We start from the raw sequence: 25,511 nt of genomic DNA on the forward strand, positions 1-25,511 counted from the left end.
GTGCAATTTATCTGGCTGCTTCTGTCATTTGGCTCAATTGATGACACGCCCTAGGGTAATTAGTTAGATTTTCTTTGCTAAATAGGCAATTGAATTAAATATTTTTACGGAGAAGACCAATTAGGCTGTTCTGTGGTTGAAGCATAACAGACAAATTTCGTCATTAACATCATTAAGTAGTAAGATATTCTGAACTCTGAGCTTTGTATAGATTTGAGAAGATATTAAAGCAATTGCAGATGGAACGATTGATTAACTAATAGCGTCAACTAATTTTAGAAAAAGCCGATAAAATGGCATTTATCATCTCCAAGGTTGGAGAGATGAATAGGCTTTTTGCTGTTTGAGAAGACATATAATAAGCATCTACGGCATTTCGCGGTCAATAGCGAAGCGAAACCTAGAAAAACACAACGTTAGCACAGCCAATTTGTGAAAACGATACTATAGCAACTCTAAATAGTTAGGGAACATTGGATTTTGACCGTTGACCGTTTGGGTGACGCTCCTGTGTCGCTACCGCTTGCGCTAACGGCAGTCCCTCTTTGTTAGAACAACAAGACCGGGCTGCCTCACGCTTAACACTCAACCTCAACGCGCATAATGAATTTTTCAAAACTAAAATGAATTGCTATATAACTAAAGCTAGTTGGTGCTGTGCAAATCCAACCATTTCCATTTGTTTAATTTAATTGGACTATTGATGCGAGGAGCAGTCATGAAATCATTTATTCGCTTAGGCGCAACATTGGGTATAGCTGGCAGTGTATTTTTAACAGGGCTTTCAGGAATAGGCAATATACCAGGAATGGGCAATCTAGAGGCGATCGCTCTGCCACAAGATCAAGTCGTGAAAAAGCTCCAAGAAGTACCTGTATTCACGCTCACCAATCCTAAAGGCGAATTTGTAGTTCTTTCAAGAAACAACGCATCCAAGCCGATCTCACAAGTGGGATTTTTTATTAGCAAGCAAGATGCTCAAAAATTCCTTGACAATCGGCTCAAAAAAGAAAATCCCCAGTTAGCAGGCACTCTACAGGTTAGACCTTTGTCCTTGGCAGACTACTATAAAATAGTTCAAGAAAGCAAAAAGAAATCAGATTCTGTGATTTATACTTTAGTTCCGACGCAACAACAAGTAGCTTCGGCAACAAGTATGATTAATCAAAATGGTAAAAAGGTAGAGCAATTCAATGGTATTCCTCTATTTGTACCCAAATTTAAGAAAGATAATAGCTATCTGACCATTCCCCTTGCTAAAGGTAATGAGCGATACATTCCTTTCTTTTTTGAGAAAGAACAAGCAGTGGCTCTGTTAGAGGAATTCAAAAAAGCCGTGCCAAAGGAAGGAGCCAATACTGAAATTCAGGTGGTGGATTTGTACGGTGTTATGGAAGCTCTCAATAGCAGCAGCGATCCTAGTATCAATAAAATTGTTCTGTATCCATCACGGGAGTCGATCAACTTTATTCGCTCCCTGGCGCCAAATCAATCACCAGCAGCCAAGCCAGCTGCCCCCGCTCCGAAAAAATAACGGATATGCGCTCCAAGGTTGAGGTATGGGGGAAAAACATCTGATAGTCTCTGGTTTACAACTTTGGCAGTGGCGGAATGCAGCTTTAAAAGCAGCGATCGCCACTGATATCCCACCAATGGAGGTAGATTGGTTGCTCCTCGAAGTTGCTGGATTAGACCGCTTGGCACTGCGTTTAGAGTCTTTTAAAAACTGGCCGCAAATTCAACTGCAATTGCCGCTAGAAGAGTTAGAACATCTGTGGCAGAGGCGATTAAATGACTGCTTACCAGTGCAGTACATTGCCAAAGTTACACCTTGGCGTCAGTTTAAAATTGCGGTGTCGAGTGCGGTTTTGATTCCTAGACCAGAGACAGAGTGTTTAATCGATTTAGCTGAAGCATCTACTAGCAATACTTCAGGACACTGGGCGGATTTAGGGACTGGGAGTGGTGCGATCGCCATCGGATTAGCAGATGTCTTGCCAAAAGCAACAATTCATGCAGTTGATTACAGTTTAGAGGCTCTGGCGATCGCTCGAACCAACGCTGATAATTTGGGTCTTGCTGACCGGATTCAATTTTATCAAGGTTCCTGGTGGGAGCCACTGACATTCTTAAAAGGTCAGTTCAGTGGTATGGTGTCGAATCCCCCTTACATCCCCACCAGCACCTTACTGACTTTGCAACCAGAAGTTGTTAACCACGAACCACATCTAGCTTTGGATGGTGGCCTTGATGGCTTAGATTGCATTCGTCATTTGATCGAAGTCTCCCCTAGTTATTTGCAATCGGGTGGCGTGTGGCTGATTGAGATGATGGCTGGACAAGCGGATGCAGTGCGAGAACTTTTACAAAATCAAGGTAGCTATTGTAAAATTCAAATTCACGCTGATTTAGCTGGAATTGAACGTTTTGCCTTGGCCTACAAAAGTTAGGAGTGATGAGTTATGAGTTATGAGTTATGAAATTCCTTACTCCTGCACAGACGCGATTAATCGCGTCTCTACTCCTAACTTTGTAAATATGACCCAAGTTTCTTTAGAAAATCTAATAGTTGGCGCGCGTGCTGGTTTTTTAGTCAGCTTTCCGACGGATACTGTTCCGGCACTTGCAGCGATACCAGAAAAAGCAGCATTAATTTTTGCGGCGAAACAACGCAGTCAAGATAAACCTTTGATTTTGATGGCGGCTAGTGCTGAAGATTTGTGGCCGTATGTCAAAGGTAGTGAGAATGAATATAAAGTTTGGCAAGAATTAGCAGATAAATATTGGCCAGGAGGCCTGACATTAGTTTTGCCAGCGAGTGAACGCTTACCAAAAGTTATGAATCCCATCGATCCAACAACAATTGGGATTCGAGTACCGAACAGTGCGATCGCTCAAACTATTTTGGCGCAAACAGGCCCTCTTGCCACCACTAGCGCCAATTTTTCTGGTCAGCCGCCTTTGCAAACAATGACAGAAATTGAGACTCAGTTTCCCCAGGTTTTGACTTTAGCAACGACAGAATACCAGAGTGAAATACCAGGGATGGGTATACCTTCCACCGTTGCTAAATGGACAGGGATAAATTGGCAGATTTTGCGACAAGGTGCGATCGAGTTAGATTTATCGAGTGATAACTAAGTATAGGTAGTTATAATGTTGTTTTCGTGGTGTTAACAAAAGAGAAATCTGAAACTTTAGTTGGCGCTGTTGTACTTAATTAGCAAGTTAATAATTGCCAGATATGAATTGGAGTAACTGGATATATCTAGGAGTAGGAATAGCACTAGGTATGGTTTTCCGTCAGTTATTTGGGCGATGGCTACGCCCAAAGCAGGCATCGCCTAATGTTTCATCTAGCTCATCCCCAGTAGCGCCATTAGCTCAACAGGATATGTCACTAATATCGCAACAGCTACAGCAAACCCAGCTGGCATATCTGATGGCAAAGGAAATGAGCCAGTTTAAAGCTGGTTTTTTGGCGCGGACTACCCATGAATTGCGATCGCCTTTTAATGGTTTGATTGGCTTACATCAATTAATTTTGTCAGATTTGTGTGAAAATCCAGCTGAAGAGCGAGAATTTATTGCCCAAGCTCACGAGCGAACGCTGAAACTGCTGAAGCTAATGGATGAAATTCTCAATGTTGCAAGAACTGAACACGGCACTAATAAATTAGATATTCAGCCCAGACCCTTAGCCGAAATTTTAGAGGAGGTTCATGACTTAACTTATATGCTGGCGACAAATCGCAATTTTCCCTTAAAATTATTACCCACCGACTCAGAAATTTATGTTTTGACAGATTACCTCTGGCTCCGCCAAGTATTGATAAGTTTAATAGACACTGCCATTACTCAGATGGAGGAAGGCAGCATTTGTATTTCTAGTAGCATCCTACCTACAAACAATTTTGTAAACATTTGGCTAGATTTACCAACCCATGCTGTACCCTGGAGCGAGCCGATTGATTTGCTCAAATTTGAAGATCGGTTGACCCAGATTGACCACAAAAACCCTACTCTTTCCCCAGGAATGAGACTATTAATCAATCAAACTTTGGTGGAAGTTATGGGAGGAAAGTTAGAAATCTTGCCCTCGACCATTGTCAAGGAACCACTTTTGCAGCTTACCAGAATACAAATATCTATCCCTTTAGTGAGTAGTGCTGTTAGCGGAAGCGGGGCGTTTAGCCCGTCCTGAGTAGTAGATAGGAAATCTTGCGCCTTGATTACCCTACTACTACAGTTCTTATACTCAGGACTTATTGCTGGGAACTATTTCGATGATTCTTGAAGTTGAATTTCTGTAGTAGCAAGGAAAGTACGGTTAGCTTGATTGTGTAGCACCATCGTAGTAGTAGTGTTGCTTTGAAAACCAATCTTTTCGTAGAAACCCTGTTGGTAAGTAGTCATCAGGTAAACTCGCTCAACCGACTTCATACGAGGATGTCTTAAAACGGTTTCTACTAAATTGCTTCCCAACCCACTATGTTGATACTCTGGATGAATCACAACATCCCAAATTGTGGCGCGATAGATGCCATCAGATGTTGCTCTGGCAAAGCCAATGAGCCGATTGCTATTCCAAACAGAAATCACTGGCTCACTATTGGCAATAGCGATACCTAAGTCTTCAATACTGCGTCCCTTTGCCCAGAAAGCGGAAACGTTTAACAGTTCTTGGAGTTGATAAAGGTCAATTTCAGACTTGCGATCGCTAAATTTGATCTGAAGATCGTTCATGTATGGCATCCACTTTTAGCAGTATTTTTGAGCAGACATTTGATGAAATTAAATATGCATTATTCAAAAGTCTTGTAGAGACGTAGCACTACTAAGTTTCTACATTCTTTTTCAGCAGATGTCTCGTACAATGTCTAAGCTAGCTAGTAATGAAAAGTTTGTAGTAAGCACTTTAGTGCTGAGAAAATTAAGGACTAAAGTCCTGACTACAAACTTGCTTACCCATCAATTTAAACTTTGATTTAAGTCATATTTTGCTATAAATTGCTGTACGTGTAGAGAAAGAAAATTTAATGACAAACCCACTTCCATAGAGGATGAGTTGCTCCCTGTTGACGTATCCGATAAACTTGTTTTTCTAAACGTTGTTTTTCTTGCGGTGGCAGTCCGAGTAGAATATTCCGACTTTGCCAAACTAAAACAGCAGCAGTCATCCCCAGACAAAAAGCGAGACCGAAGGTAGACAGTGGATGGTAGAACAATCCAAATCTCACTGCTACCCAGGTAAAATATTGTTGCCACAGAGCAATTTCTGCACGTAGACCCCACAAGGAGAGAGGCGCAACAGTCAGCCATAAACAGCCCACAAACAGCCACCTGCCATATACTGTCAGCTGATGTAGCCTTTGTACTTGTTGAGCAAACGATGGGTCAGATTTCTCAAAATCTGGGACAGTATTTAATCGTTCTTCCGGTCGATCCATAGGGGAATAAATAAAGTCAGGATTCAGGATTCTGAACACTCGACCCATGAAGGGATAGAGTTTTAAGGCGATAATGTTTGAATTTGCTTTCGCCCACAATTCGGCTTGGTTTTAAATCAATATTCATTACCCAGTCATACAGAATTCATACTGAATTCTAGCTCCTGAGTTCTGAATTCTTCTGAAAAAATTGCAAGGCGTGGGCGAGCAATTAAAAATGCTTTCACCCAATTTTGAAATATACACTCTTTTTAACTATCCTGGGAACTGGGAGATGTATCAATCGAATCAGCGTTGTCTAAGACCTGGGATTCCCCTTGACGCTCTCGCCACCAAGTTAGAAGCGTACTGGCGATGAAAATACTCGAATAAGCTCCCATTGTGAAGCCAATAATCAAAGCCAGGGAAAAGTATTTCAGTGTTTCCCCGCCAAATAGAAAGATTGCAGATAATGTCAGTAATACGGTTAAGGTAGTGTTGATCGATCTTGTCAATGTTTGGTTAACCGCATCATCTACAATTTGGGCAATCGGCTGTTCGGGATGGATTTTCAGGGTTTCCCGAATGCGATCGTAAATTACCACTGTATCGTTGACTGAGAAACCTGTGATCGTAAGTAAGGCGACGATAAAAAGGCTATCTACTTCGATGCCTGCCACCAAACCCAAAAATGCAAAAGACCCTACCGTGATTAAAATATCGTGGAGTAGGGCAACGATCGCAAACACAGCATAATCTAACTGGAAGCGGAAACTCATGTAGATAGTAATACCGATGAAGGAAACTATCAGAGCTAACATCCCCGATGTAAACAGTTCTCTGCCTAATGTGGGGCCAACGGAGTCAATCTGGTTCTTTTGTGGGTCAAAAACGCCGATTTCTTCGCTCAAAGCGTTTTGTAATTTGGTACGCTGATCGACACTCAAATCTTTTGACCGAATTAGTACACCATTTTCTACACCATTTTCTGAGACAAGTTGGATACTGCTATCACCTAGTCCCTGCGCTTTTGCTACTTCCCGGACAGCGTTGATATTAATTGGTTTGTCGCAGTTACCGGGTTTGGTGCAATCTCGAACAAACTGCAACCGCGTACCACCGATAAAATCTAAACCGGGGCGTAAGGGGGAACGAATACTAGGTTGTTGCCAAGAAATCACCATTGAAATGATACCAGCAATGATGATAGCGGCAGAAATACTCCACCAAAGCGATCGCGATTTATTAATGCTTAGTTTCATTGAGTCACCTCTGCCTTATTCGATGCTGGCAGGTTTGGACAGAAAAGTTCTGTCTTGCGCAAGGAGTGAATTGAAATTGCCAAAAACAGCAATGTCCGACTACAGGTAATTGCAGTAAACATACTCACAGCTACCCCCAAAGCTAAGGTTAGAGCAAAACCTTTAACTAAACCAGACCCCAACCAAAACAGGGCAGCGCAAGCAATCCATGTAGTGACGTTGCTATCTAAAATACTAGAAAATGCCCGATAAAAACCAGATTCTACAGAACGATACAGAGATTTACCCGCCCGCAATTCTTCCCGCGTCCTTTCAAAAATTAGCACATTGGCATCAACTGCCATCCCAATACTGAGAATAAAACCAGCAATTCCTGGCAAAGTTAGGGTAACGCCCAACAAAGCAAAGGTTGACCAAGTTAAAAGAGAGTAGATCACTAGTGATATATCCGCAATCAATCCTGGTAGTCGATAGTAAACCACCATGAATATTAATACTAAAGTCAAACCACCGACTCCAGCATAAATACTACTTTGAATACTATCTTTACCCAAGGTTGCTCCGACTGTCCGCCTTTCTGCAACTTCTACTGGTACGGGTAATGCACCACCGCGTAACTGCACGCCTAAGTCATTGGCTTGTTGGGCGGTAAAACGTCCTGTAATCACGGCAGAACCACCTGTAATCCCAGTGGCGGCAAATTCTATACCTACAGTAGGAGCGCTGATTAGTTCATTGTCCAGAAAAACACCAATGCTACGCCCAGTACCAGCGAGGTTTTTCGTCAAATTGGCAAACAGTTCGCCACCCTTTTGGTCGAAGCGAATGGCAACATTCCAGTTGTTGCCTTGAGTGGGTTCACCATAGGCATCCTTGAGGTATTTGCCAATTAGCGGTGGATCGGTGCTTTCAAACAATTCTGCGATCGCTTGATTATTTTTTTGTAAGTCTTCTTGATTCTTAACAATTGCCGCTTTGTCGGTACTCTTTCTTAATTCTTCTTGCTTGAATTTCAATTCGGCTCTTGATGCTTGAAAAGCAAGCAGCTGAGTTTCTGTATTCGCCTTTTGGGTACGAAATTCTAACTGTGCTGTACCCCCTAGCACCCGTTCAGCTTGTTCTGGATCGTTGACTCCTGGTAGTTGCACCAATATTTTATCTGTACCAACTGTTTGGATTACTGGCTCAGAAACACCTAAACCATTAATCCGGCCTTCAACAACTTTCTTCACACCTTCCAATTCGCGTTCGGTGATTTTGGGGATATCCGCTGATGGTTTCACCTGAATTGTGAGCTGTGAACCTCCGCGCAAGTCCAGTCCTAGAGGTATCGGAATTGTGGCAATCACCGTAATAGCGGCGATTATCAGGACTAAAATCAAAATTAATAGCGATCGCTGTCTTTGCATACCATAACTCGCAACTGACAAACGCTATAATAGCGTTCTTTTGAGGAGTTATGAGTAAGTATTGGGGACTGGGGATCGGGCATTGGGGATTGGGCATTGGGCATGAGTTATTCTCCTAGTCCCCAGTCCCCAGTCACCAGTCCCCAGTTCCTAAACTCGCAACGCCACCATTTTTTCCACAGCTTCTACAATTTGCTCTGGTTGGATGATTGTTAATCGTTCCAGATTGCCGTTGTAAGGTGTGGGAATATCTTGGGAAGAAAGTCGTAGTACTGGTGCATCCAATTCATCGAATAAGCGATCGTTTATTGAGGCGATGACTTCTGCTCCAATACCCGCAGTGCGCATCGATTCTTCCACAACAATGACTTTATGGGTTTTACGGATTGATGCACCAATGGTATCAAAATCTAATGGTTTAAGGGATATTAAATCGATAACTTCTGGATCGTATCCTTGTTTTTCAAGAGTTTTTAGGGCTTGCACTACATGATGGCGCATCCGCGAATAAGTAATAATTGTCACATCTTTCCCTGGACGTACAATTTCTGCTTTATCTAGGGGGAGGAGGTATTCTTCTTCTGGTAAATCTTCTTTCAAGTTGTAAAGCAGAACGTGTTCAAAGAACAACACTGGATTATCATCGCGGATAGCGGATTTTAGTAGTCCTTTGGCGTTTCTTGGTGTAGAGCAGGCAACAATCTTTAACCCTGGCACAGCTTGGAAGTAGGTTTCTAGTCGCTGGGAATGTTCTGCACCTAGCTGCCGTCCTACACCTCCAGGGCCGCGAATTACCATTGGAATTTTAAAGTTACCACCAGAAGTATAGCGGAGCATCCCAGCGTTGTTGGATATTTGATTGAAGGCAAGCAGTAAAAAGCCCATGTTCATGCCTTCAATGATCGGACGCAACCCAGTCATTGCGGCTCCCACAGCCATCCCAGTAAAGCTATTTTCAGCAATGGGGGTATCTAGAATGCGGAGTTCGCCATATTTTTGGTACAGGTCTTTGGTAACTTTATAGGAACCGCCGTAGTGTCCAACATCTTCACCGAGAACGAATACGCTGGAGTCACGCGCCATTTCTTCATCAATGGCTTCCCGTAAGGCGTTGAAGAATAGTGTTTCTGCCATTTAGACCTTTATAGTACGATTATGGTTTTAGAATTTTATCGTGCTGCTGTCGCAAATACAGTGAGCGATCGCACTAGTTAGAGTTTAGGTTTTTTAAATAAACGGCCCCTAGCATAGAGCGAGTGATTGCCATAACTATATCAAAGCTATTTAATTTTGATTTTAGAGGTTTTATGAGCGATCGCTCCCCTTCTGGCAAATCTGCTGAACTGTTTTACGTAATAAAATTTAGTATTAATGTATAAAATATATTAAAAATTCACGATTGAAAGATACATCGATTCACCTCTGAACACGCTGTAATCTTCCCTGCGCCGCAGTCAATAGATGATTTAGAAAACTTCCCAGAATTGCATCAACAGAACCTAGAAAGACTACGAAAGCAAGCTTGAGCGATCGCACGAAGGAGAAAAGGATAAAATCTATAAAAGTAGAAATTTAAACTATGAGTACAAATATTGTTGCTAAAGTGACGGCTGAGGGAAAACTGGAAATCCCATCAGAGGTATTGGTTAAACTCCAACCTTTGACAGAATATGAAGTTTCGGTTACAGAAAATGAAATTGTGTTGAAAAAAATTACTAAGCCGAATGTAGATTTAGATGAATTTCTGCAAGGCTTAGAAGACTTAGAATCCGATCCTAATCAACTAACGCTGGAAGAAATTAGTGAAGTTGTCAAGGATGTCAGACAAGAGTTATGGTCTAATCCATGAGAGTTATCCTTGATGTAAATGTTTAGATTTCGGCTTTATTGTGGGGAGGTGTTCCTTGTATAACCTTGCTTTTAGCAAGAAATCAACAAATTAATATATTTGCTTCTGAATTTTTATTACTAGAATTAGAAACAACTTTAAAACGTGAGAAATTTCAACTACGACTACAACAAAGAGGTTATACGGTTGAGAATTTGATGTCTGTAGTTAAGGGTTTATCAAATGATTGTCCAACTATCTCCGTAGATGCTCCTCAATTGCGTGACCCAAAAGATAATTTTGTTTTGGCTGCGGCTATTGCAGCGAATTCTGAAGCAATTGTTACTGGTGATTTAGATTTATTGGTGTTGATAGAATTTAACGGAATTCCAATTTTGACACCACAAGATTTTCTAGGTCGCTATTTCTCAGATTGATAAACGTAGCGATCGGATTAATTAAATTTTTAATTTCGCACTAGTTCAAGCCAAAATACAATAATCTCACGCCCAGACACCAAAACGCAAAAAAACTCTGCGCCTTTGCGTCTCTGCGTGAGATTTATTAATAAATTATTCAACTGTCTAGCCTACTTTAACCATCGCGCCGCATCTTTGGCATGATAAGTCAAAATCAAGTCTGCACCAGCGCGTTTAAACCCAGTTAGAGTTTCCATAACCACCCGCTCCTCATCAATCCAACCATTGAGAGCCGCAGCTTTCACCATCGCATACTCACCAGAAACGTTGTAAGCCGCAACTGGTAAGTTACTCGCTTCCTTAACGCGCCAAATAATATCCATGTATGCCAAGGCTGGCTTAACCATGAGCATATCAGCACCTTCAGCAATATCTAATTCAATCTCTTTAATCGCTTCCCGTCCATTACCTGGGTCCATTTGGTAAGTCCTTCTGTCCCCAAATTGCGGTGTCGAGTCTGCTGCATCCCGAAATGGGCCATAATAACCCGAAGCATACTTAGCAGCATAAGATAAAATCGGCGTATCTTGAAATCCGGCTTCATCCAAACCCTGACGAATTGCCTGCACAAACCCATCCATCATTCCCGAAGGCGCAATGATATCCGCACCGGCTTTCGCTTGAGAAACTGCTGTTTTCTTCAACAATTCCAGAGTTGGGTCATTTAAAACTCGCCCTGTTAAATCACCAGTTTGTAAATAACCGCAATGACCGTGACTTGTGTACTCGCATAAACAAGTATCAGCAATTACAACCAAATCTGGCACTGCTGCTTTTACCGCCGTCGCTGCTTTTTGGACAATACCGCAATCATGCCAAGCGCCAGTGGCATCCACATCTTTATCAGCCGGAATACCAAATAAAATAATCGAAGGAATTCCTAAGTCGTAAACTTCTTTTGCTTCTTCAATAATTTTATCTACCGAAAGTTGGTAGACTCCGGGCATGGATTTCACTTCATTAGCGATTCCCTCACCCGGTACAGCAAATAGTGGGTAAATTAAATCGCTTGTTGTTAAAACAGTTTCACGAACCATCCGGCGCAGTTGAGGATGAGTACGCAGACGACGGGGGCGATGTGTAGGAAACATAAAATTTTATCAAGAAAAACAACGCAAATGGACACAAAATAAAGCGTCACAAAAGCAGGCTAAAATTTTCCTGCCGTCAGACAGACTACAAACAGTGCTTAACTGTCCTTTGCCCTACCTCTTAATCAAGTTGTGGGGCAATTTTGTATTCTACAGCTTGGTTGCACCTATCCGACGGACTGGGAAAAAAACAACATAATAAGGAATTCAAAATTCAAAATGTAAGACTGTCTGTTGGCAAAATCGTGGCGAGTTGAGGGTTGAAATTTAAACGCAAAGGGGCGCGGAGGTAAACGCAGAGGCACGCAGAGAATTCGCTACAAATTAATGAAATGTTGTAATTGATAACAAATAATTTACAATGCCCAATGCCCCATGCCCAATGCCTAATAATAATTTGTGTTAAAAAACTCGGAAAATATAGGGATAACGGAAGGGTATATCAGGATTGCTGAAAACTCCAATGAGTGCCCAAATTGTCAATCCCCAGTGTAATAGATATCCCAGACCAGCTAGCGGCCCCAGCAATAATAGAGGTAACACTAACCAGCCGAATAGAAAAAATAGCGCTCCCAGAATTGCACCATAAAACCAGACATTAAAGTGGAAATTAATAGATTCTTTGGCGTTTTCTCTAACAACAGGATCGTCAGATACGAGCAGTATGGCGATAGGTATGCCTACAGATACCAATGTTGTGCTGAAAAAAATCGCTCCATGAGACAAGGCAGATAGAAGCTTTCGCTTGTCTGTGTCGTACATTGCTTTCTCCTATTTAGTCAGATTGTTGGTTATACTACGACCCTATCATGAGCATCGTTGTCTTAAGATTAAAAGACTTACCAGAGTCAAAAAAAATTAAGCTAGCTAACAAACAAATACATTTATGTCTACTGAACTTCAGTCTGAACTTATTCAAGCAGTCGAACTTCGCCGCAACTTTGCGATTATATCTCACCCTGATGCTGGTAAAACTACACTAACTGAAAAGCTACTCCTGTACGGGGGTGCAATTCACGAAGCTGGGGCAGTCAAAGCGCGACGGGCACAGCGAAAGGCTACTTCTGACTGGATGGCGATGGAGCAACAACGGGGTATTTCTATTACCTCCACAGTGTTGCAATTTGAATACCACAATTGTCAAATCAATTTATTAGACACTCCCGGACACCAAGATTTCAGTGAAGATACTTATCGCACCCTCGCTGCTGCCGATAATGCAGTGATGTTAATTGATGCGGCAAAAGGTTTGGAACCTCAAACCCGCAAATTGTTTGAAGTGTGTAAGTTGCGGGGTATCCCAATTTTTACATTTATCAACAAGCTCGATCGCCCAGGAAGAGAACCTCTGGAATTGTTGGATGAAATTGAACAAGAATTGGGATTGCAAACCTATGCAGTCAACTGGCCGATTGGCATGGGCGATCGCTTTAAAGGTGTTTTTGACCGACACAAGCAACAAATACACTTGTTTGAACGCAGCGCCCACGGTAGCCGAGAAGCCCGCGATACAATAGTGGAGTTAGGCGATCCGAGAATAGAAGAACAGCTAGAACAAAATCTGTACTATCAACTGAAAAACGATCTAGAACTCTTAGAAGGAGTTGGCCCAGAGTTAGATTTGCAGTTGATACACGAAGGCAAAATGACGCCTGTGTTCTTTGGTAGCGCCATGACTAACTTCGGGGTAGAGTTATTCCTCAAGTATTTCCTCGACTATGCCCTCAAACCCGGTTCTCATATCAGCAGTGTTGGTGAAGTTCCCCCTACATACCCGGAATTTTCGGGGTTTGTCTTCAAACTGCAAGCGAATATGGACCCGAAACACCGCGATCGCGTTGCATTTATCCGGGTTTGCACTGGTAAGTTTGAAAAAGATATGATGGTGAATCACGCCCGCATTGGTAAACTCATCCGTCTATCTCGCCCGCAAAAACTCTTTGCTCAAGAGCGAGAATCGATTGATGTGGCTTATCCTGGCGATGTGATCGGTTTGAATAATCCTGGTGTTTTTGCGATCGGGGATACAATTTACACGGGACAAAAGCTCGAATATGAGGGGATTCCGTATTTCTCGCCGGAACTGTTTGCATCTTTGAGGAATCCCAACCCCTCGAAGTCTAAACAATTCCAAAAAGGCGTTGCGGAATTGCGAGAAGAAGGTGCTGTGCAAATTATGTATTCAACTGATGAAGCCAAGCGCGATCCAATTTTAGCGGCGGTGGGTCAGTTGCAATTCGAGGTAGTGCAGTTTCGCTTACAAAACGAGTATGGTGTAGAAACCATATTAGACTTATTGCCCTACAGTGTCGCCCGTTGGGTTGAGGGTGGTTGGGAAGCATTAGAAAAAGTGGGACGAATATTCAATACCACTACAGTTAAAGACAGTATGGGACGACCAGTGTTGCTATTCCGCAACGAATGGAATTGTCAACAATTACTGGGCGACCATCCAGAGTTAAAATTAAGCGCGATCGCTCCAGTTTTTTCTAGTCAACAACCAGTGGAGGAATGAAGAAGAATACAGAATACAGAATTCTGAATTCAGAATTAGTCCTACAAAATAGCTAACTGAATTCTGACTCCTGACTCCTGGATTCAATCTTTATCATTCACTTGACAGGCAAAACTTGGGCGCGGTTGATTTCCACGGCATCCGAGGTTCGCGCTTTTGCACAAACGTGGATCACTTAGAAGAGATTGGAGTGCCAGAATTTGTATGCCTTCACATGCCAAACCGTCTTTGGAGGCTGGTTTAGTTGCCCTCAAGCAGGGAAATTACCAAACAGCGATCGCTCAACTAGAACCTATTGCTAGCAGCCAAAGTAATGGTACTGCTAGCTTACAAGCCCAGGTTGGTTTAGTGATGGCTTATGCACGGATTGGAGAAGCCTCCAAAGCGATCGCTATTTCCCAAAATCTCATTGAGAGTAACAATCCGCAAGTTCAAGAGTGGGCAACACGCGCTCTCGAACACCTGACAAAACGTAAAAAATCCGATCGAGAATCAAAAAAAGTCGAAACTGGATTTGTTCCTTTTGAGAATTCAACACCAGATTCAACCCCCATTACTCCCCCGGAAACTCCTACATCAGAGGAAAAACCAAACGATCGAGTCATAGAAACCAAAAGCGACGACATCCCGCCGATGGTTCCACTAGCTAAACTCAAAGCTACATTAGCGACACCGCTACCACCGCCACCATCGGCTACACCTCTAAGCGGCTTCATGGGTTCTGTTACCCGCACTCAAGCCAAATTATTCGGCGTTATTTATTGGCGGCAAGCACAACGCGCCAAAGCATGGCAACCACTACGTAAGCCAAAATTAATTCCCTTGCGGCTACTATCGGCAGGAACATTTATCGCCCTGTTTTGGGTAATACGAGAAATCCTCAAGTTGGCATTAGGATTAATCAACCAGACTCTAGTCAAACTACCGTATCTGGAGCCAATACAGTTTTTATACCAAGATCCTACTCAACTGTTGCTGATCGCATTGGTGATTTTAATCGGGGTATCACCTTGGTTGCTGGATCTGCTACTGGCGAACTTGTATGGCCAGCGAGAATTTCCGAAAGATGTATTGAATACCCATAGCCGCGAAGCTGTTCGGGTGCTACAACGTTGTTGCCAGCAGCGGCACTGGCCGTTACCCAAACTGCGGATTTTACCAACGGCTGCACCAATTATTCTGACTTATGGTAGTTTACCACGTAATGCCAGGATTGTTGTCAGTCAAGGGTTATTAGAGCAGCTGGCAGATGATGAAATCGCCATTATTTACGCCACGCAGCTAGGGCATATTGCTCACTGGGATTTTGCTGTAATGTCTTTGTTGCTGCTGGTGACACTACCAACTCATAAGCTATATCAGCAAGTGTCGGAGTTGGGAGACAAAATATCAGCAAAAATTTGGCGCAGGCCAGTGACAATTCTGGCGAGTCTAATTTATGGAATTTGGTGTTTGCTGACTGGAACTGCATTGTGGTTGTCGCGGTTGCGGCTTTATTATAGCGATCGCGTCGCCGCTGAAATTACTGGTAATCCTAATGCCCTGATTCGCGCTTTACTCAAAATTGCCATTGGCATCGCCGCTGATATCCAAAAACAAGAACAGACCAGTTGGCAACTAGAAAGCTTAAATCTTTTAACACCAGTCAGCTATCAACAGAGTTTATCTTTGGGTACTATTGCCAGTAATTTATCTTTTGAATCATTTTTGAAGTGGGATACAGCCAATCCCTATCGCCGATGGTTTACGATTAATAATAGCCATCCTTTAATGGGCGATCGCATCGAACGCCTTTGTCAAATAGCCCGTCACTGGCATCTAGACACCGAACTACATTTTGATAGCGTTCCATCAAAGGTTAAGCGCCAGTCTTTTCTATTACAAGTCGCTCCCTGGTTGGGAATTCCTCTAGGGGTTCTATTTGCAGCTTTCGTCTGGCTAACATGGCAACTAGCATTCACACTCAAGTTTTTGAATCTAAAGTGGATATATGAAGATTGGTCTTTCATTACAGGCTGCCTTCTGATTGGCTTTAGCATCGGTACTGTGATGCGGATTAATTCTTTCTTCCCTGATATTAAACCTGCCACCGTACAAACTGACGACAGCTTACCCAACCTGTTAGCTGACCCTTCTGCCTTACCTATTGATAGCGTCAGCGTGCGTCTTGTGGGTAAATTATTAGGTCGTCAAGGTACTAGTAACACCCTAGCGCAAGATTTAATCTTGCAATCCAGCGCAGGTTTGGTGAAATTGCACCACATTTCTTGGCTAGGACAATCAGTCAATCACCAGGATCTAATCGGGCGGCAAATTATCGTCACAGGTTGGTTCCGGCGAGGAGCAACACCTTGGATCGATATCCAAACCCTAGAAACTCAAAGTGGTAAAACCATTCATAGCCCTCATCCCATTTGGTCTACTTTTTTGGCTGTTGCAGCACAGGCTTGGGGCGCATACGTCTTTCTAACTGGTTAGTCATTGGTCATTGGTCATTGGTCATTAGTCATTGGTCATTAGTCATTGGTCATTAGTTATTGGCTATCAACAAAGGACAAAGGACAAAGGACAAATCGGAATGTAAAGAAAAGTTGCAGATTTCCTTAACAAATGTTATATTTATTTACACAAACAAGAGCAACCTATATAACTCAGCATCACCGCTTAGTTGTGGATTTAGGTGCTTTTTCCCCGCTCTATACTTTTTTATCCTCCCAACACAGCAGCAAATTAACCAGCCACTGGCTGGTTTTTGTTTCAAAATATGCTTACTTGCGTAAAAAAATGTGTTTTATGTTACGATCTAGTAATAGTAATCCTGAAAATGTAGGCGCTAAACTAGCTACGTAGAAAATACCGTGGTAATGTAAGGAATGGTATTTGATTCTGCGAAAAAGGGCATAGAAGAAAGCGTGTACTTTAGCAGGCAATAGGCTATTAAATTTACAATTCTTAGAATTAAGGTGTTATTAGCTCACCATTAGTGTGAGCCTTTGGATTAAACAAGCTTGATCCCGACGAAAAACTGTATTGTTGTATAAGTTGACAGTTTCGAGCAAAAAAATTGGTTTATGGCAGTCTTGGTCAATAGCATCTATTTAAAAGCCAAAGCTAAGTGATTGTTTTCTTGCCTTGCCATGTTCATTCAACTCTGGAGGTATAGTTCATGTCCGTTCGCCTATATATAGGTAATTTGCCTAAAGATGAAATAGATCGTCAAGATCTGCAAGCCGTTTTTGCAGCAGAAGGTGATGCTGTAACTACTAAATTAATTAAAGACCGCAAAACTGGCAAATGCCGTGGTTTCGGTTTTCTTACAGTCAATAATGACGAACAAGCTGACGAAATTATTGAAAAGTATAATGGTCAGATGTTCAAAGATACTCCCATTAAGCTAGAGAAGGCATTACCTCGGACAAAGGGTGAAGAGGGCGACGAGCAAGCTCCTAAACCAGTTATTGCTAATACTAGTAATAGTACCCCGACTCCTAGCCCCAACAGAGAAGGTAGCCGTCGTGAGAAAAGCTCTAAAAAGCCTCGTCGTGGCGGCGGTGGCGGAGGTTCTCGCGAAAGCAGCACTACAACCACCGATTCAGACGCTATTCGTCCAGATCCTCGTTGGGCTTCGGAATTAGAAAAGCTGAAGCAGATGTTAGCTGCACAAACTACAAATTAATCTTCAAGGGAGAGAAATTAAAAATTAAAAATCAGAATTTTTTTTGATTTTTAATTTTTAATTGTTGATAATTATCTAGCTGCTTAGTTTAATGAACTTGCAGCTAATTTTGTAAGTACGTAGGCACAGTCCGCTGTAGGTATCGCATCGCCACTAGTCACACCAAGTCGTACTTAAGAGTTAGCAGCTAGGAGCGTGCAAACCGCCCAACTTCCATAAAATCTATCTAGATTTTAATCAAATCAAACGACACATAAGTTTCACGAATTTATCATACTTGCGTAACAAAAAAGTATATATTGATGCGACTATAGTTTCTGTAGACTTATTGTTAAAGCTTGCTTATAAAAAAAAATAAAATTAAGTTTTTGTGATTGGGGTCAAATGAGTAGTGATACTGTTATACCATTTCACTAAATTTTTGATACAAATCATGTTTCTTGCTTCCCCTGCCTCCCCTACTCCCCCTGCTTCCCCTGCAAGAATCTGTATCAAATTTATGGTGAAACGGTATTAGAGGGCGATCGCACTCACTACCCCTACCGCAATCCCCTACAAATTTATGCTCAAAGATGTATTGACAAAATTAACTTATTTTTAACTTGTGACAAATTTGAGGGGTGTGGGGATATGTTTCTATTGAGTGCATAAATCAGAAAATGCATCGTACTAAACAATATGGGATGAATAAATATATCCCTAGCATTGGACATTGCATTTAATTGGAGTATTACGTATGAATTCTCAACACTCGCAATTTAGTTCAGACAATAAAACAGATTTAGAAGCTCTAGGTTTAATCAAAAAGTTAGATAACGAGACCTCTCAAGTTATTAGCGGTGGAGGCTTCCTAGACGGCGTTGCACTCATAGCCAACCCACTACTCCCCAATCTCAATCCTAATCCCAATCCCAATCCAAACGGATCGAAAAATTCACTTGACATATACAATGGGACTTCTTCTCCGCTCTATTTTGATTTAAGCTTTGGTAATACAATTTCGCAAGACCTTCAACTAAAACCCGGTAATTCAATAGTCTTTACAGACCAAGCAAAAATAGCTGATGTTAGATTTGATGGAGATTTGAACACAGCTGGTATTCAACTAAATAAAACCACCGTCAACGCTCCTGGAAATTATGCTTTTGTCTTAGGTTCCAATGGGATACTAAGTCTCGTCTAATGCAACGCTTCTTAGTTGCATATATTTTTTAAAATACTAGTCTGCCATGATTTGTTCTATAAAAAAATCATGGCAGACAGCGTGAAAACAAAAAATTGCAGCAGTGCTTATTAATAGCTTAATTGGTACATTGAGAATTGCCAAAAATATTGATTGATATAATGCTTATCCAGTAAGGGTTACAGCCTTAGCGTAACTTTCTGTTCGATTGCTCATTACCCCCTGATTACACACATAAAAAAAACCTGATCTTTATCAATGCGATCGCAGTAATTAGCTAGATTTGATAAATTATAGTCAGTAATGCCAAGCGAATCGGAGGCGCGTAGGCGTAGCCCGCCGTAGGCATCGTTCTAAAGATAATCTACACTCAAGGAGATACCGATCGTTTTCAGCTTCTGTTTATGTCCTCAACTCTAGATTCTTTGCCACCTGCGCTTGCTAAAATTGTCCAGCGCTTTCAACGCGCTTCCGAACCGAAGCGACGCTACGAACAGCTAATCTGGTATGCTCAGAAGCTCAATGAGTTCCCAGAAGCTGATAAATCACCCGAAAATAAAGTTCCTGGTTGCGTGTCTCAAGTTTATATCACCGCAACCTTGGATGATGGTAAGGTTGTATTTCAGGGCGATTCCGATTCTCAGTTAACCAAAGGATTAGTCGGGCTTCTGGTTGAAGGATTACATGGACTAACGCCAACTGAGATTGTTCAACTTACTCCAGATTTTATTCAAGAAACAGGTTTAAATGTTAGCCTGACACCTTCCCGTGCGAATGGGTTTTACAACATTTTTAAAACCATGCAAAAAAAAGCATTGGAATGTAAGTTAGATTTACCTAGCTAAACTTGGTTATTAGTCATTGGTCATTGGTCATTGGTCATTAGTTATTTGCAAAGGACAAAGGACAAATGACAAATGACAAAAAACGTATAAATACCAAAATTTAGTCTCATGTCAACCAATGTATTATCTACCTCTGCTACTACTGGTTTTGGTGGAGTAGTTCAAGAATATCTCTGGAATTGGGAAAATCAGCAATTGCGCGTTGTTTATGAAACCCTTGGTAAAGGTTCACCGCTATTGCTGCTACCAGCTTTCAGCAGTGTTTCGACGCGTTTGGAAGTCGGCGAACTTGTTAAGTTACTAGCTCCCAATTTTCAAGTTGTAGCCGTAGACTGGCCTGGATTTGGTGAATCTTCTCGCCCTAGTTTGAATTATCGACCCCAAATATATCAGCAATTTCTGGAAGATTTTGTCAAAGCTGTTTTTAATACTCCTGTTACTGTGGTGGCGGCTGGTCATGCTGCTAGTTACGTTTTACAATTAGCTGTCAAACAGCAGGCTGCTTTCTCAAAAATTGTATTGTTGGCTCCTACTTGGCGTGGGCCTTTACCAACAATGGGGGCAAGTCAACAGATAGCTGGTCTGGTGAGAGAATTGGTGCGATCGCCTATAGTTGGTCAAGCTCTCTACAAACTCAACACTACCCAATCTTTCTTAAGTTTTATGTACCGCCGTCATGTCTTTACTGACGCAGCTAAAATTACACCCAGTTTCATTGAGAAAAAGTGGCAGACGACTCAACAACCAGGAGCGCGATTTGCATCTGCTGCCTTTGTAACTGGTAATCTCGATGCTGTACGCGAACAATCTGATTTTCTGGGACTTGTAAAGTCTTTAACCGTACCGCTCATGGTAGTAATTGGAGAATCCAGCCCCCCTAAATCACGAGAAGAAATGAACGCTTTGGTAGCCTTACCAGGAGTGAAAAGCGTTGTTATTCCTGGTTCTTTGGGACTGCATGAAGAATATCCAGCAGTTGTTTTAGAAGCAATTGAAGATTTTTTGTTCTCCTTAGAAAATTAAATCCTCGCATCAAGACGCAAAGATTCATTTTGCACCTTGATGCGAGATTAAAATTACTTCAAGCTACTGGGAGTAAGTTTTTGCAAAAGAGAAAGAGAAAACGCCAGTAGACTGCCACCTTGTGAATATTTATTACTTATTACAGATGCATAAAAATAAAATGTTTCTTGATTAAATTATGTGATTATTTTGCTGAAACCCAAAATAACAGCAAGTTCGCACAAAAATATAAAAAGATTTATCATAGGCGATAATAATTATCCACAAGGTGAGACAAGGGGAATTTAGAGTATGGTGGCTGACGTAATCACAGATTCAGTTCCCGTTACTGTTCTGACTGGCTATTTGGGAGCAGGTAAAACGACTCTACTCAATCACATCCTCACCTACGAACATGGCAAAAAAGTTGCTGTGATCGTCAATGAATTTGGGGAAGTGGGTATTGATAATCAATTGATTATCGATGCAGATGAAGAAATATTTGAAATGAATAATGGCTGTATCTGTTGTACAGTGCGCGGCGATTTAATTCGCATCATTGGCAATTTGATGAAGCGGCGCGATAAATTTGACCATTTAGTAATTGAAACAACTGGATTAGCCGACCCTGCACCAGTGATTCAGACGTTTTTTGTTGATGAAGATTTGCAAAGCCAACTGTCTTTAGATGCGGTGGTGACAGTCGTAGATGCCAAACATATTTGGCAGCACTGGGATGCAGACGAAGCCCAAGAACAGATTGCTTTTGCCGATGTAATTTTACTTAATAAAACAGATTTAGTAGCGCCAGAAGAGTTAAATGAATTAGAAAAACGGATTCGGGCGATGAATGCGATCGCAAAAATCTACCGCACCCAAAATTCTGAACTAGGAATGGATGCTTTATTAGGTGTTAAAGCTTTTGATTTAGAACGCGCATTAGAAATCGATCCAGATTTCTTAGGCGAAGATACCCACGTACACGATGAAACTGTTTATTCTGTGGCTTTAGTAGAAGCAGGTGCAGTTGATGGAGAAAAATTAAACGCTTGGCTTTCGGAGCTACTGCGTACTCAAGGCCCCGATATTTTTCGGATGAAAGGCATTTTAAATATTGCTGGAGAAGATAATCGATTTGTATTCCAAGGAGTACACATGATATTCGATGGCAAACCCGATCGCCCCTGGAAACCAAGCGAAACCCCCAAAAACGAACTAGTCTTCATCGGTCGCAACCTTGATGCAGCCAAACTTAAGCAAGATTTTCTCGCTTGTTTAGTATAAAAGGGGACTGGGGACTGGGGATTGGGTATTGGGAAAAATTCACTTTATATTTTCCAGTCCCTAGTCCCAGTCCCCAGTCCCTAATCCCCAGTACCTAATAACTATGAACTCCACAACCAAATCTAAGGAATTTGAACAACACTATTCGGGGACACTTTCAGATTATGTAACTGCGATCGCTTGGTCGCCACAAGGTCGAACTTTAGCAGCAACTTCCGCTGCTGGGGAAGTAGTTTTATGGAATGATGGCGAACTCACAACTTTACAAACTGGTAACGGTAAATCAGTAGACTGTCTCGCATTTTCACCAGATGGGAAATTTTTAGCTGTTGGCGGACAAGATGGACAGGTGAAAATTTGGCGCGATACTGAATTAATCGCCACGTTAGAAAATGCTCCCGCATGGGTTGACAAGCTAGCTTGGAATTACACCAGTAACCAACTCGCTTTTAGTTTGGGGCGTTATGTCCAAGTCTGGAATGCAGATACTCGTGAAATTGTCGTGACACTGAATTTCGACAACTCTTCAGTATTGGGTATAGATTGGCGCATTGATGGGCAGTATTTGGCTATCGGTGGTTACAAGGGAGTGAAGATTTGGCATAGTCAAAACTGGGATGAAGAACCATACAGCTTAGATATGACTACTGTCAGTTTAGCGATGGCTTGGTCGCCCGATGGCAAATTCCTGGCTTCTGGCAATATGGATCGTAGCGTCACCGTTTTAGAATGGAACAACCCCGACCCTTGGGTGATGCGCGGCTTCCCTGGTAAAATTCGCCAATTGGCATGGTCAGAAGCTATGACCAAAGTAGGTGCGCCAATACTGGCATCTTCTAGCGTTGAAGGTATTGTGGTGTGGGAAAAGCTAGAGGATGATACTTTAGGTTGGGAAGCGCGAGTTTTAACTAATCATGTGGGTACGATCAATGCGATCGCCTTTGCACCCAAAAGCTTCCTTCTGGCTTCTGCTGCTGCTGACGGCTGGTTATGTTTGTGGAACCAAGCCAAAGAAGTATCCCAAATTATCACAGGTGTCTCAGCAGGATTTTCTAGCCTAGCTTGGCATCCCCAAGGTAAGTTATTGGCCGCAGGGGGTGAACAGGGCGAATTACTTGTATGGTCAAAGGTTTTGCGGGGTCAAGGATTTGGACGTAGTTAAGCAATACTTGGTAATTAAAATTGAAGCTGGGCAATTTATTAGCTATGCTGTATCAGCAAAGCTATCTTTGTGTGAATTATGAACATTGTCAAATTGATTTTACTTGCCTGTCCCGCATTTCTGGTATCTATGCTCCTGGTAATCAATCCAGCAAACGCATCCAGCCTAAAATCTGCTGATGCTACCCAATTTATGACGGTAGTATCTACACAACAAATTCCTGAGCCAACACCACATTTGATTCAAACATCTAATCCGATTATCGATCGAGTTGGTTGCAATTGTGCCAACTGTGTTCAGTCTAAATTTCAGTCGCTACAAGGTAAGCTGCCATCCGCCGATTTTTAATACATTTAGGAGTTATGAATATTGTAGGGGCACAGCAATGCTGTGCCCTGATTAATTTTATGAGCTTTTTGTACGTGGCGATCGCATCGGTTGCGGCATAATTATTTATGATATTCGCTAAAAGTCACACCTGAAAAACGAAGTAGGAAAGTTGTTAAGTGAATCTCTGGATACTGAGAAAGCTGCTGGTAAAGTATTAAGGTTGGTGCGTTCGCTATCTGCACCCAAGCTGTTAAGGTCTTGTTAAAAGAGCTAGTCCGGGGATTAGAAAACTTGCTAGAGTGAACAGAGTTAGCCTTAATGTCTAATCGCCAAAACCTATACATCTCATGGATTTTGCTAATATTGCATCCCAGCTAAACGCTGGAACGATTTTACCAGAGGGGATTGTTATTCTCACCCTCTTGGGGGTTTTGATTGTTGATTTGATTTTGGGGCGTACATCTGGACGCTGGATTGGATATCTAGCGATCGCAGGTTTATTTGCTTCGATTGTCGCCCTATATTTTCAATGGGACTCTCCCAATCCTATCGGTTTTACCGGTGGCTTTAATAGTGATGACTTGAGTATCGTCTTTCGCGGTATTATTGCCTTGTCTGCGATTGTGACTATACTGATGTCAATTCGCTACGTTGAGCAGAGTGGCACCTCTTTAGCAGAATTTCTCGCTATTTTGCTGAGTGCTACTTTGGGAGGGATGTTTTTATCCGGGGCTAGTGAGTTGGTGATGATTTTCATCTCCCTAGAAACCCTGAGTATTTCCTCTTACTTGTTGACAGGTTATACCAAGCGTGACCCCCGCTCCAACGAAGCGGCGCTGAAATACTTGTTAATTGGAGCTTCCAGTACAGCAATATTTTTGTACGGTGTATCCCTGCTGTATGGACTATCTGGAGGACAAACCGAACTTAGTGCGATCGCAAGTGGCATTGCCACAGCAAAAGTGGGACAATCTTTAGGTTTAGTGATTGCTCTGGTTTTTGCGATCGCGGGTATCGGCTTCAAAATCTCCGCTGCACCCTTCCACCAGTGGACACCAGACGTTTACGAAGGCGCTCCCACCCCAGTCATCGCCTTTTTATCTGTCGGTTCCAAAGCAGCTGGTTTTGCTTTAGCCATCCGCTTGTTAACAACAGCCTTCCCCCTTGTTGCTGACGAGTGGAGGTTTGTCTTCACAGCTCTTGCTGTTCTCAGCATGATTTTGGGTAACGTAGTCGCGCTAGCCCAAACCAGCATGAAACGGATGCTAGCTTATTCATCCATTGCCCAAGCTGGGTTTGTGATGATTGGCTTGATTGCTGGTACACAGGCAGGGTATGCCAGTATGATATTCTACTTACTGGTTTACCTGTTCATGAACCTGTGCGGCTTTACCTGCATCATCCTATTCTCACTGCGGACGGGAACCGACCAGATTGCCGAATACTCTGGCTTATATCAGAAAGACCCACTCTTGACACTAGCGTTGAGTATCTCCCTGCTTTCCTTGGGTGGTATTCCACCATTAGCTGGGTTTTTCGGCAAGATTTACTTATTTTGGGCTGGTTGGCAAGCAGGACTTTATTGGTTAGTTTTGCTAGGCTTAGTTACCACTGTCGTCTCCATCTACTACTACATTCGCGTAGTTAAGATGATGGTAGTCAAAGAACCCCATGAAATGTCCGACGCGGTGAAGAATTATCCACAAGTGCGTTGGGATTTGCCTGGGTTAAGACCTTTGCAGGTTGGGTTGGTGGTAACATTTATTGCCACTTCCATAGCAGGGATTTTGTCAAATCCACTGTTTACATTGGCTAACAATTCCATCTCCCATACCCCATTTTTGCAAGCAACAATCAACACTAATGTAAAAGCAGAAAATCCACTGCTTTTACCAAAGTTAGATTCGGTTAGTCAGTCGGAATCCTATGTTGATTCTACTGCCAAGATATAACTGAGTCTCAACCAGATTTTGTAATCAAAAACACGCCTGTTTGCTCATTAGCAAACAGGCGTTG

At 42.2% G+C, this 25,511-nt stretch carries 24 protein-coding genes; 16 read left to right on the forward strand and 8 right to left on the reverse strand.

Annotation, left to right across the window (positions count from 1 at the left end; all coding sequences use genetic code 11):
- Positions 1–718 precede the first annotated feature (718 nt).
- The 4 genes from RM368_RS28090 (at position 719) to RM368_RS28105 (ending at position 4,204) form a co-directional block, all read left to right on the forward strand.
- Positions 719–1,534 carry a Tic22 family protein gene (locus RM368_RS28090; RefSeq protein ID WP_322697094.1) on the forward strand — a complete coding sequence of 272 codons (816 nt, stop codon included), beginning with the start codon at positions 719–721 and terminating at the stop codon, positions 1,532–1,534.
- A gap of 25 nt (positions 1,535–1,559) precedes the next feature.
- Positions 1,560–2,450, forward strand: a complete 891-nt coding sequence (gene prmC / locus RM368_RS28095) for a peptide chain release factor N(5)-glutamine methyltransferase (RefSeq protein ID WP_322697095.1) — start codon at positions 1,560–1,562, stop codon at positions 2,448–2,450.
- 88 nt (positions 2,451–2,538) lie between these two features.
- Complete coding sequence (locus RM368_RS28100) at positions 2,539–3,141, forward strand: L-threonylcarbamoyladenylate synthase (RefSeq protein ID WP_322697128.1); 603 nt, start codon at positions 2,539–2,541, stop codon at positions 3,139–3,141.
- A gap of 103 nt (positions 3,142–3,244) precedes the next feature.
- On the forward strand, positions 3,245–4,204 hold the full coding sequence (locus tag RM368_RS28105) for a HAMP domain-containing sensor histidine kinase (protein WP_322697096.1): 960 nt from the start codon (positions 3,245–3,247) through the stop codon (positions 4,202–4,204).
- 74 nt (positions 4,205–4,278) lie between these two features.
- Here RM368_RS28105 and RM368_RS28110 read toward each other — a convergent pair whose 3' ends face one another.
- From RM368_RS28110 to RM368_RS28135, 6 genes are all read right to left on the reverse strand, one after another.
- Positions 4,279–4,746 (reverse strand): GNAT family N-acetyltransferase, encoded by a 468-nt coding sequence (locus tag RM368_RS28110; RefSeq protein ID WP_322697097.1) that lies wholly within the window; start codon positions 4,744–4,746, stop codon positions 4,279–4,281.
- 290 nt (positions 4,747–5,036) lie between these two features.
- Entirely contained in the window at positions 5,037–5,450 is a 414-nt protein-coding gene (locus RM368_RS28115; RefSeq protein ID WP_322697098.1) for a hypothetical protein, read from the reverse strand.
- Positions 5,451–5,701: 251 nt separating this feature from the next.
- Entirely contained in the window at positions 5,702–6,691 is a 990-nt protein-coding gene (secF, locus tag RM368_RS28120; protein WP_322697099.1) for a protein translocase subunit SecF, read from the reverse strand.
- Entirely contained in the window at positions 6,688–8,100 is a 1,413-nt protein-coding gene (gene secD, locus RM368_RS28125; RefSeq protein WP_322697100.1) for a protein translocase subunit SecD, read from the reverse strand. The genes secF and secD overlap by 4 nt, the downstream gene beginning before the upstream one ends.
- Complete coding sequence (locus RM368_RS28130) at positions 8,076–8,204, reverse strand: hypothetical protein (protein ID WP_322697101.1); 129 nt, start codon at positions 8,202–8,204, stop codon at positions 8,076–8,078. Before RM368_RS28130 ends, secD begins: the two co-directional genes overlap by 25 nt.
- Before the next feature lie 46 nt (positions 8,205–8,250).
- Positions 8,251–9,234 carry an alpha-ketoacid dehydrogenase subunit beta gene (locus tag RM368_RS28135; RefSeq protein WP_322697102.1) on the reverse strand — a complete coding sequence of 328 codons (984 nt, stop codon included), beginning with the start codon at positions 9,232–9,234 and terminating at the stop codon, positions 8,251–8,253.
- Between the two features lie 445 nt (positions 9,235–9,679).
- Here RM368_RS28135 and RM368_RS28140 point away from each other — a divergent pair, with 445 nt between their 5' ends.
- Together RM368_RS28140 and RM368_RS28145 are read left to right on the forward strand one after the other, a co-directional pair.
- Positions 9,680–9,949 (forward strand): hypothetical protein, encoded by a 270-nt coding sequence (locus RM368_RS28140; RefSeq protein ID WP_322697103.1) that lies wholly within the window; start codon positions 9,680–9,682, stop codon positions 9,947–9,949.
- A gap of 38 nt (positions 9,950–9,987) precedes the next feature.
- On the forward strand, positions 9,988–10,365 hold the full coding sequence (locus tag RM368_RS28145; protein ID WP_322697104.1) for a putative toxin-antitoxin system toxin component, PIN family: 378 nt from the start codon (positions 9,988–9,990) through the stop codon (positions 10,363–10,365).
- 152 nt (positions 10,366–10,517) lie between these two features.
- Here RM368_RS28145 and hemB read toward each other — a convergent pair whose 3' ends face one another.
- Positions 10,518–11,498 carry a porphobilinogen synthase gene (gene hemB, locus RM368_RS28150; protein ID WP_322697105.1) on the reverse strand — a complete coding sequence of 327 codons (981 nt, stop codon included), beginning with the start codon at positions 11,496–11,498 and terminating at the stop codon, positions 10,518–10,520.
- A 402-nt stretch (positions 11,499–11,900) separates the two neighbouring features.
- A complete protein-coding gene (locus RM368_RS28155) occupies positions 11,901–12,260 on the reverse strand; it encodes a DUF4870 domain-containing protein (protein ID WP_322697106.1) in 360 nt (119 codons plus the stop codon).
- Positions 12,261–12,384: 124 nt separating this feature from the next.
- On the opposite strand from RM368_RS28155, the gene prfC reads away from it, so the two are divergent.
- The 10 genes from prfC (at position 12,385) to RM368_RS28205 (ending at position 25,447) form a co-directional block, all read left to right on the forward strand.
- The gene (prfC, locus tag RM368_RS28160; RefSeq protein WP_322697107.1) at positions 12,385–14,013 is read left to right on the forward strand and encodes a peptide chain release factor 3; all 1,629 of its coding nucleotides are present in this window, start codon (positions 12,385–12,387) and stop codon (positions 14,011–14,013) included.
- Positions 14,014–14,217: 204 nt separating this feature from the next.
- Positions 14,218–16,491, forward strand: a complete 2,274-nt coding sequence (locus RM368_RS28165; RefSeq protein WP_322697108.1) for a M48 family metallopeptidase — start codon at positions 14,218–14,220, stop codon at positions 16,489–16,491.
- A gap of 688 nt (positions 16,492–17,179) precedes the next feature.
- Positions 17,180–17,689, forward strand: a complete 510-nt coding sequence (locus tag RM368_RS28170; protein ID WP_322697109.1) for an RNA-binding protein — start codon at positions 17,180–17,182, stop codon at positions 17,687–17,689.
- 736 nt (positions 17,690–18,425) lie between these two features.
- Entirely contained in the window at positions 18,426–18,872 is a 447-nt protein-coding gene (locus RM368_RS28175) for a hypothetical protein (RefSeq protein ID WP_322697110.1), read from the forward strand.
- 404 nt (positions 18,873–19,276) lie between these two features.
- A complete protein-coding gene (locus RM368_RS28180; RefSeq protein ID WP_322697111.1) occupies positions 19,277–19,717 on the forward strand; it encodes a SufE family protein in 441 nt (146 codons plus the stop codon).
- Between the two features lie 108 nt (positions 19,718–19,825).
- Complete coding sequence (locus RM368_RS28185) at positions 19,826–20,740, forward strand: alpha/beta hydrolase (protein ID WP_322697112.1); 915 nt, start codon at positions 19,826–19,828, stop codon at positions 20,738–20,740.
- Positions 20,741–21,031: 291 nt separating this feature from the next.
- Complete coding sequence (locus RM368_RS28190) at positions 21,032–22,003, forward strand: GTP-binding protein (RefSeq protein WP_322697113.1); 972 nt, start codon at positions 21,032–21,034, stop codon at positions 22,001–22,003.
- A 103-nt stretch (positions 22,004–22,106) separates the two neighbouring features.
- Positions 22,107–23,165 carry a WD40 repeat domain-containing protein gene (locus RM368_RS28195; RefSeq protein WP_322697114.1) on the forward strand — a complete coding sequence of 353 codons (1,059 nt, stop codon included), beginning with the start codon at positions 22,107–22,109 and terminating at the stop codon, positions 23,163–23,165.
- A gap of 78 nt (positions 23,166–23,243) precedes the next feature.
- Positions 23,244–23,513, forward strand: a complete 270-nt coding sequence (locus tag RM368_RS28200; protein WP_322697115.1) for a hypothetical protein — start codon at positions 23,244–23,246, stop codon at positions 23,511–23,513.
- A gap of 329 nt (positions 23,514–23,842) precedes the next feature.
- Positions 23,843–25,447, forward strand: coding sequence for an NAD(P)H-quinone oxidoreductase subunit N (locus RM368_RS28205; RefSeq protein WP_322697116.1), 1,605 nt, complete (start codon positions 23,843–23,845; stop codon positions 25,445–25,447).
- The last annotated feature ends 64 nt before the right edge of the window (positions 25,448–25,511 follow it).

It is taken from the genome of Nostoc sp. DedSLP03, assembly GCF_034530815.1.
GTDB lineage: Bacteria > Cyanobacteriota > Cyanobacteriia > Cyanobacteriales > Nostocaceae > Nostoc.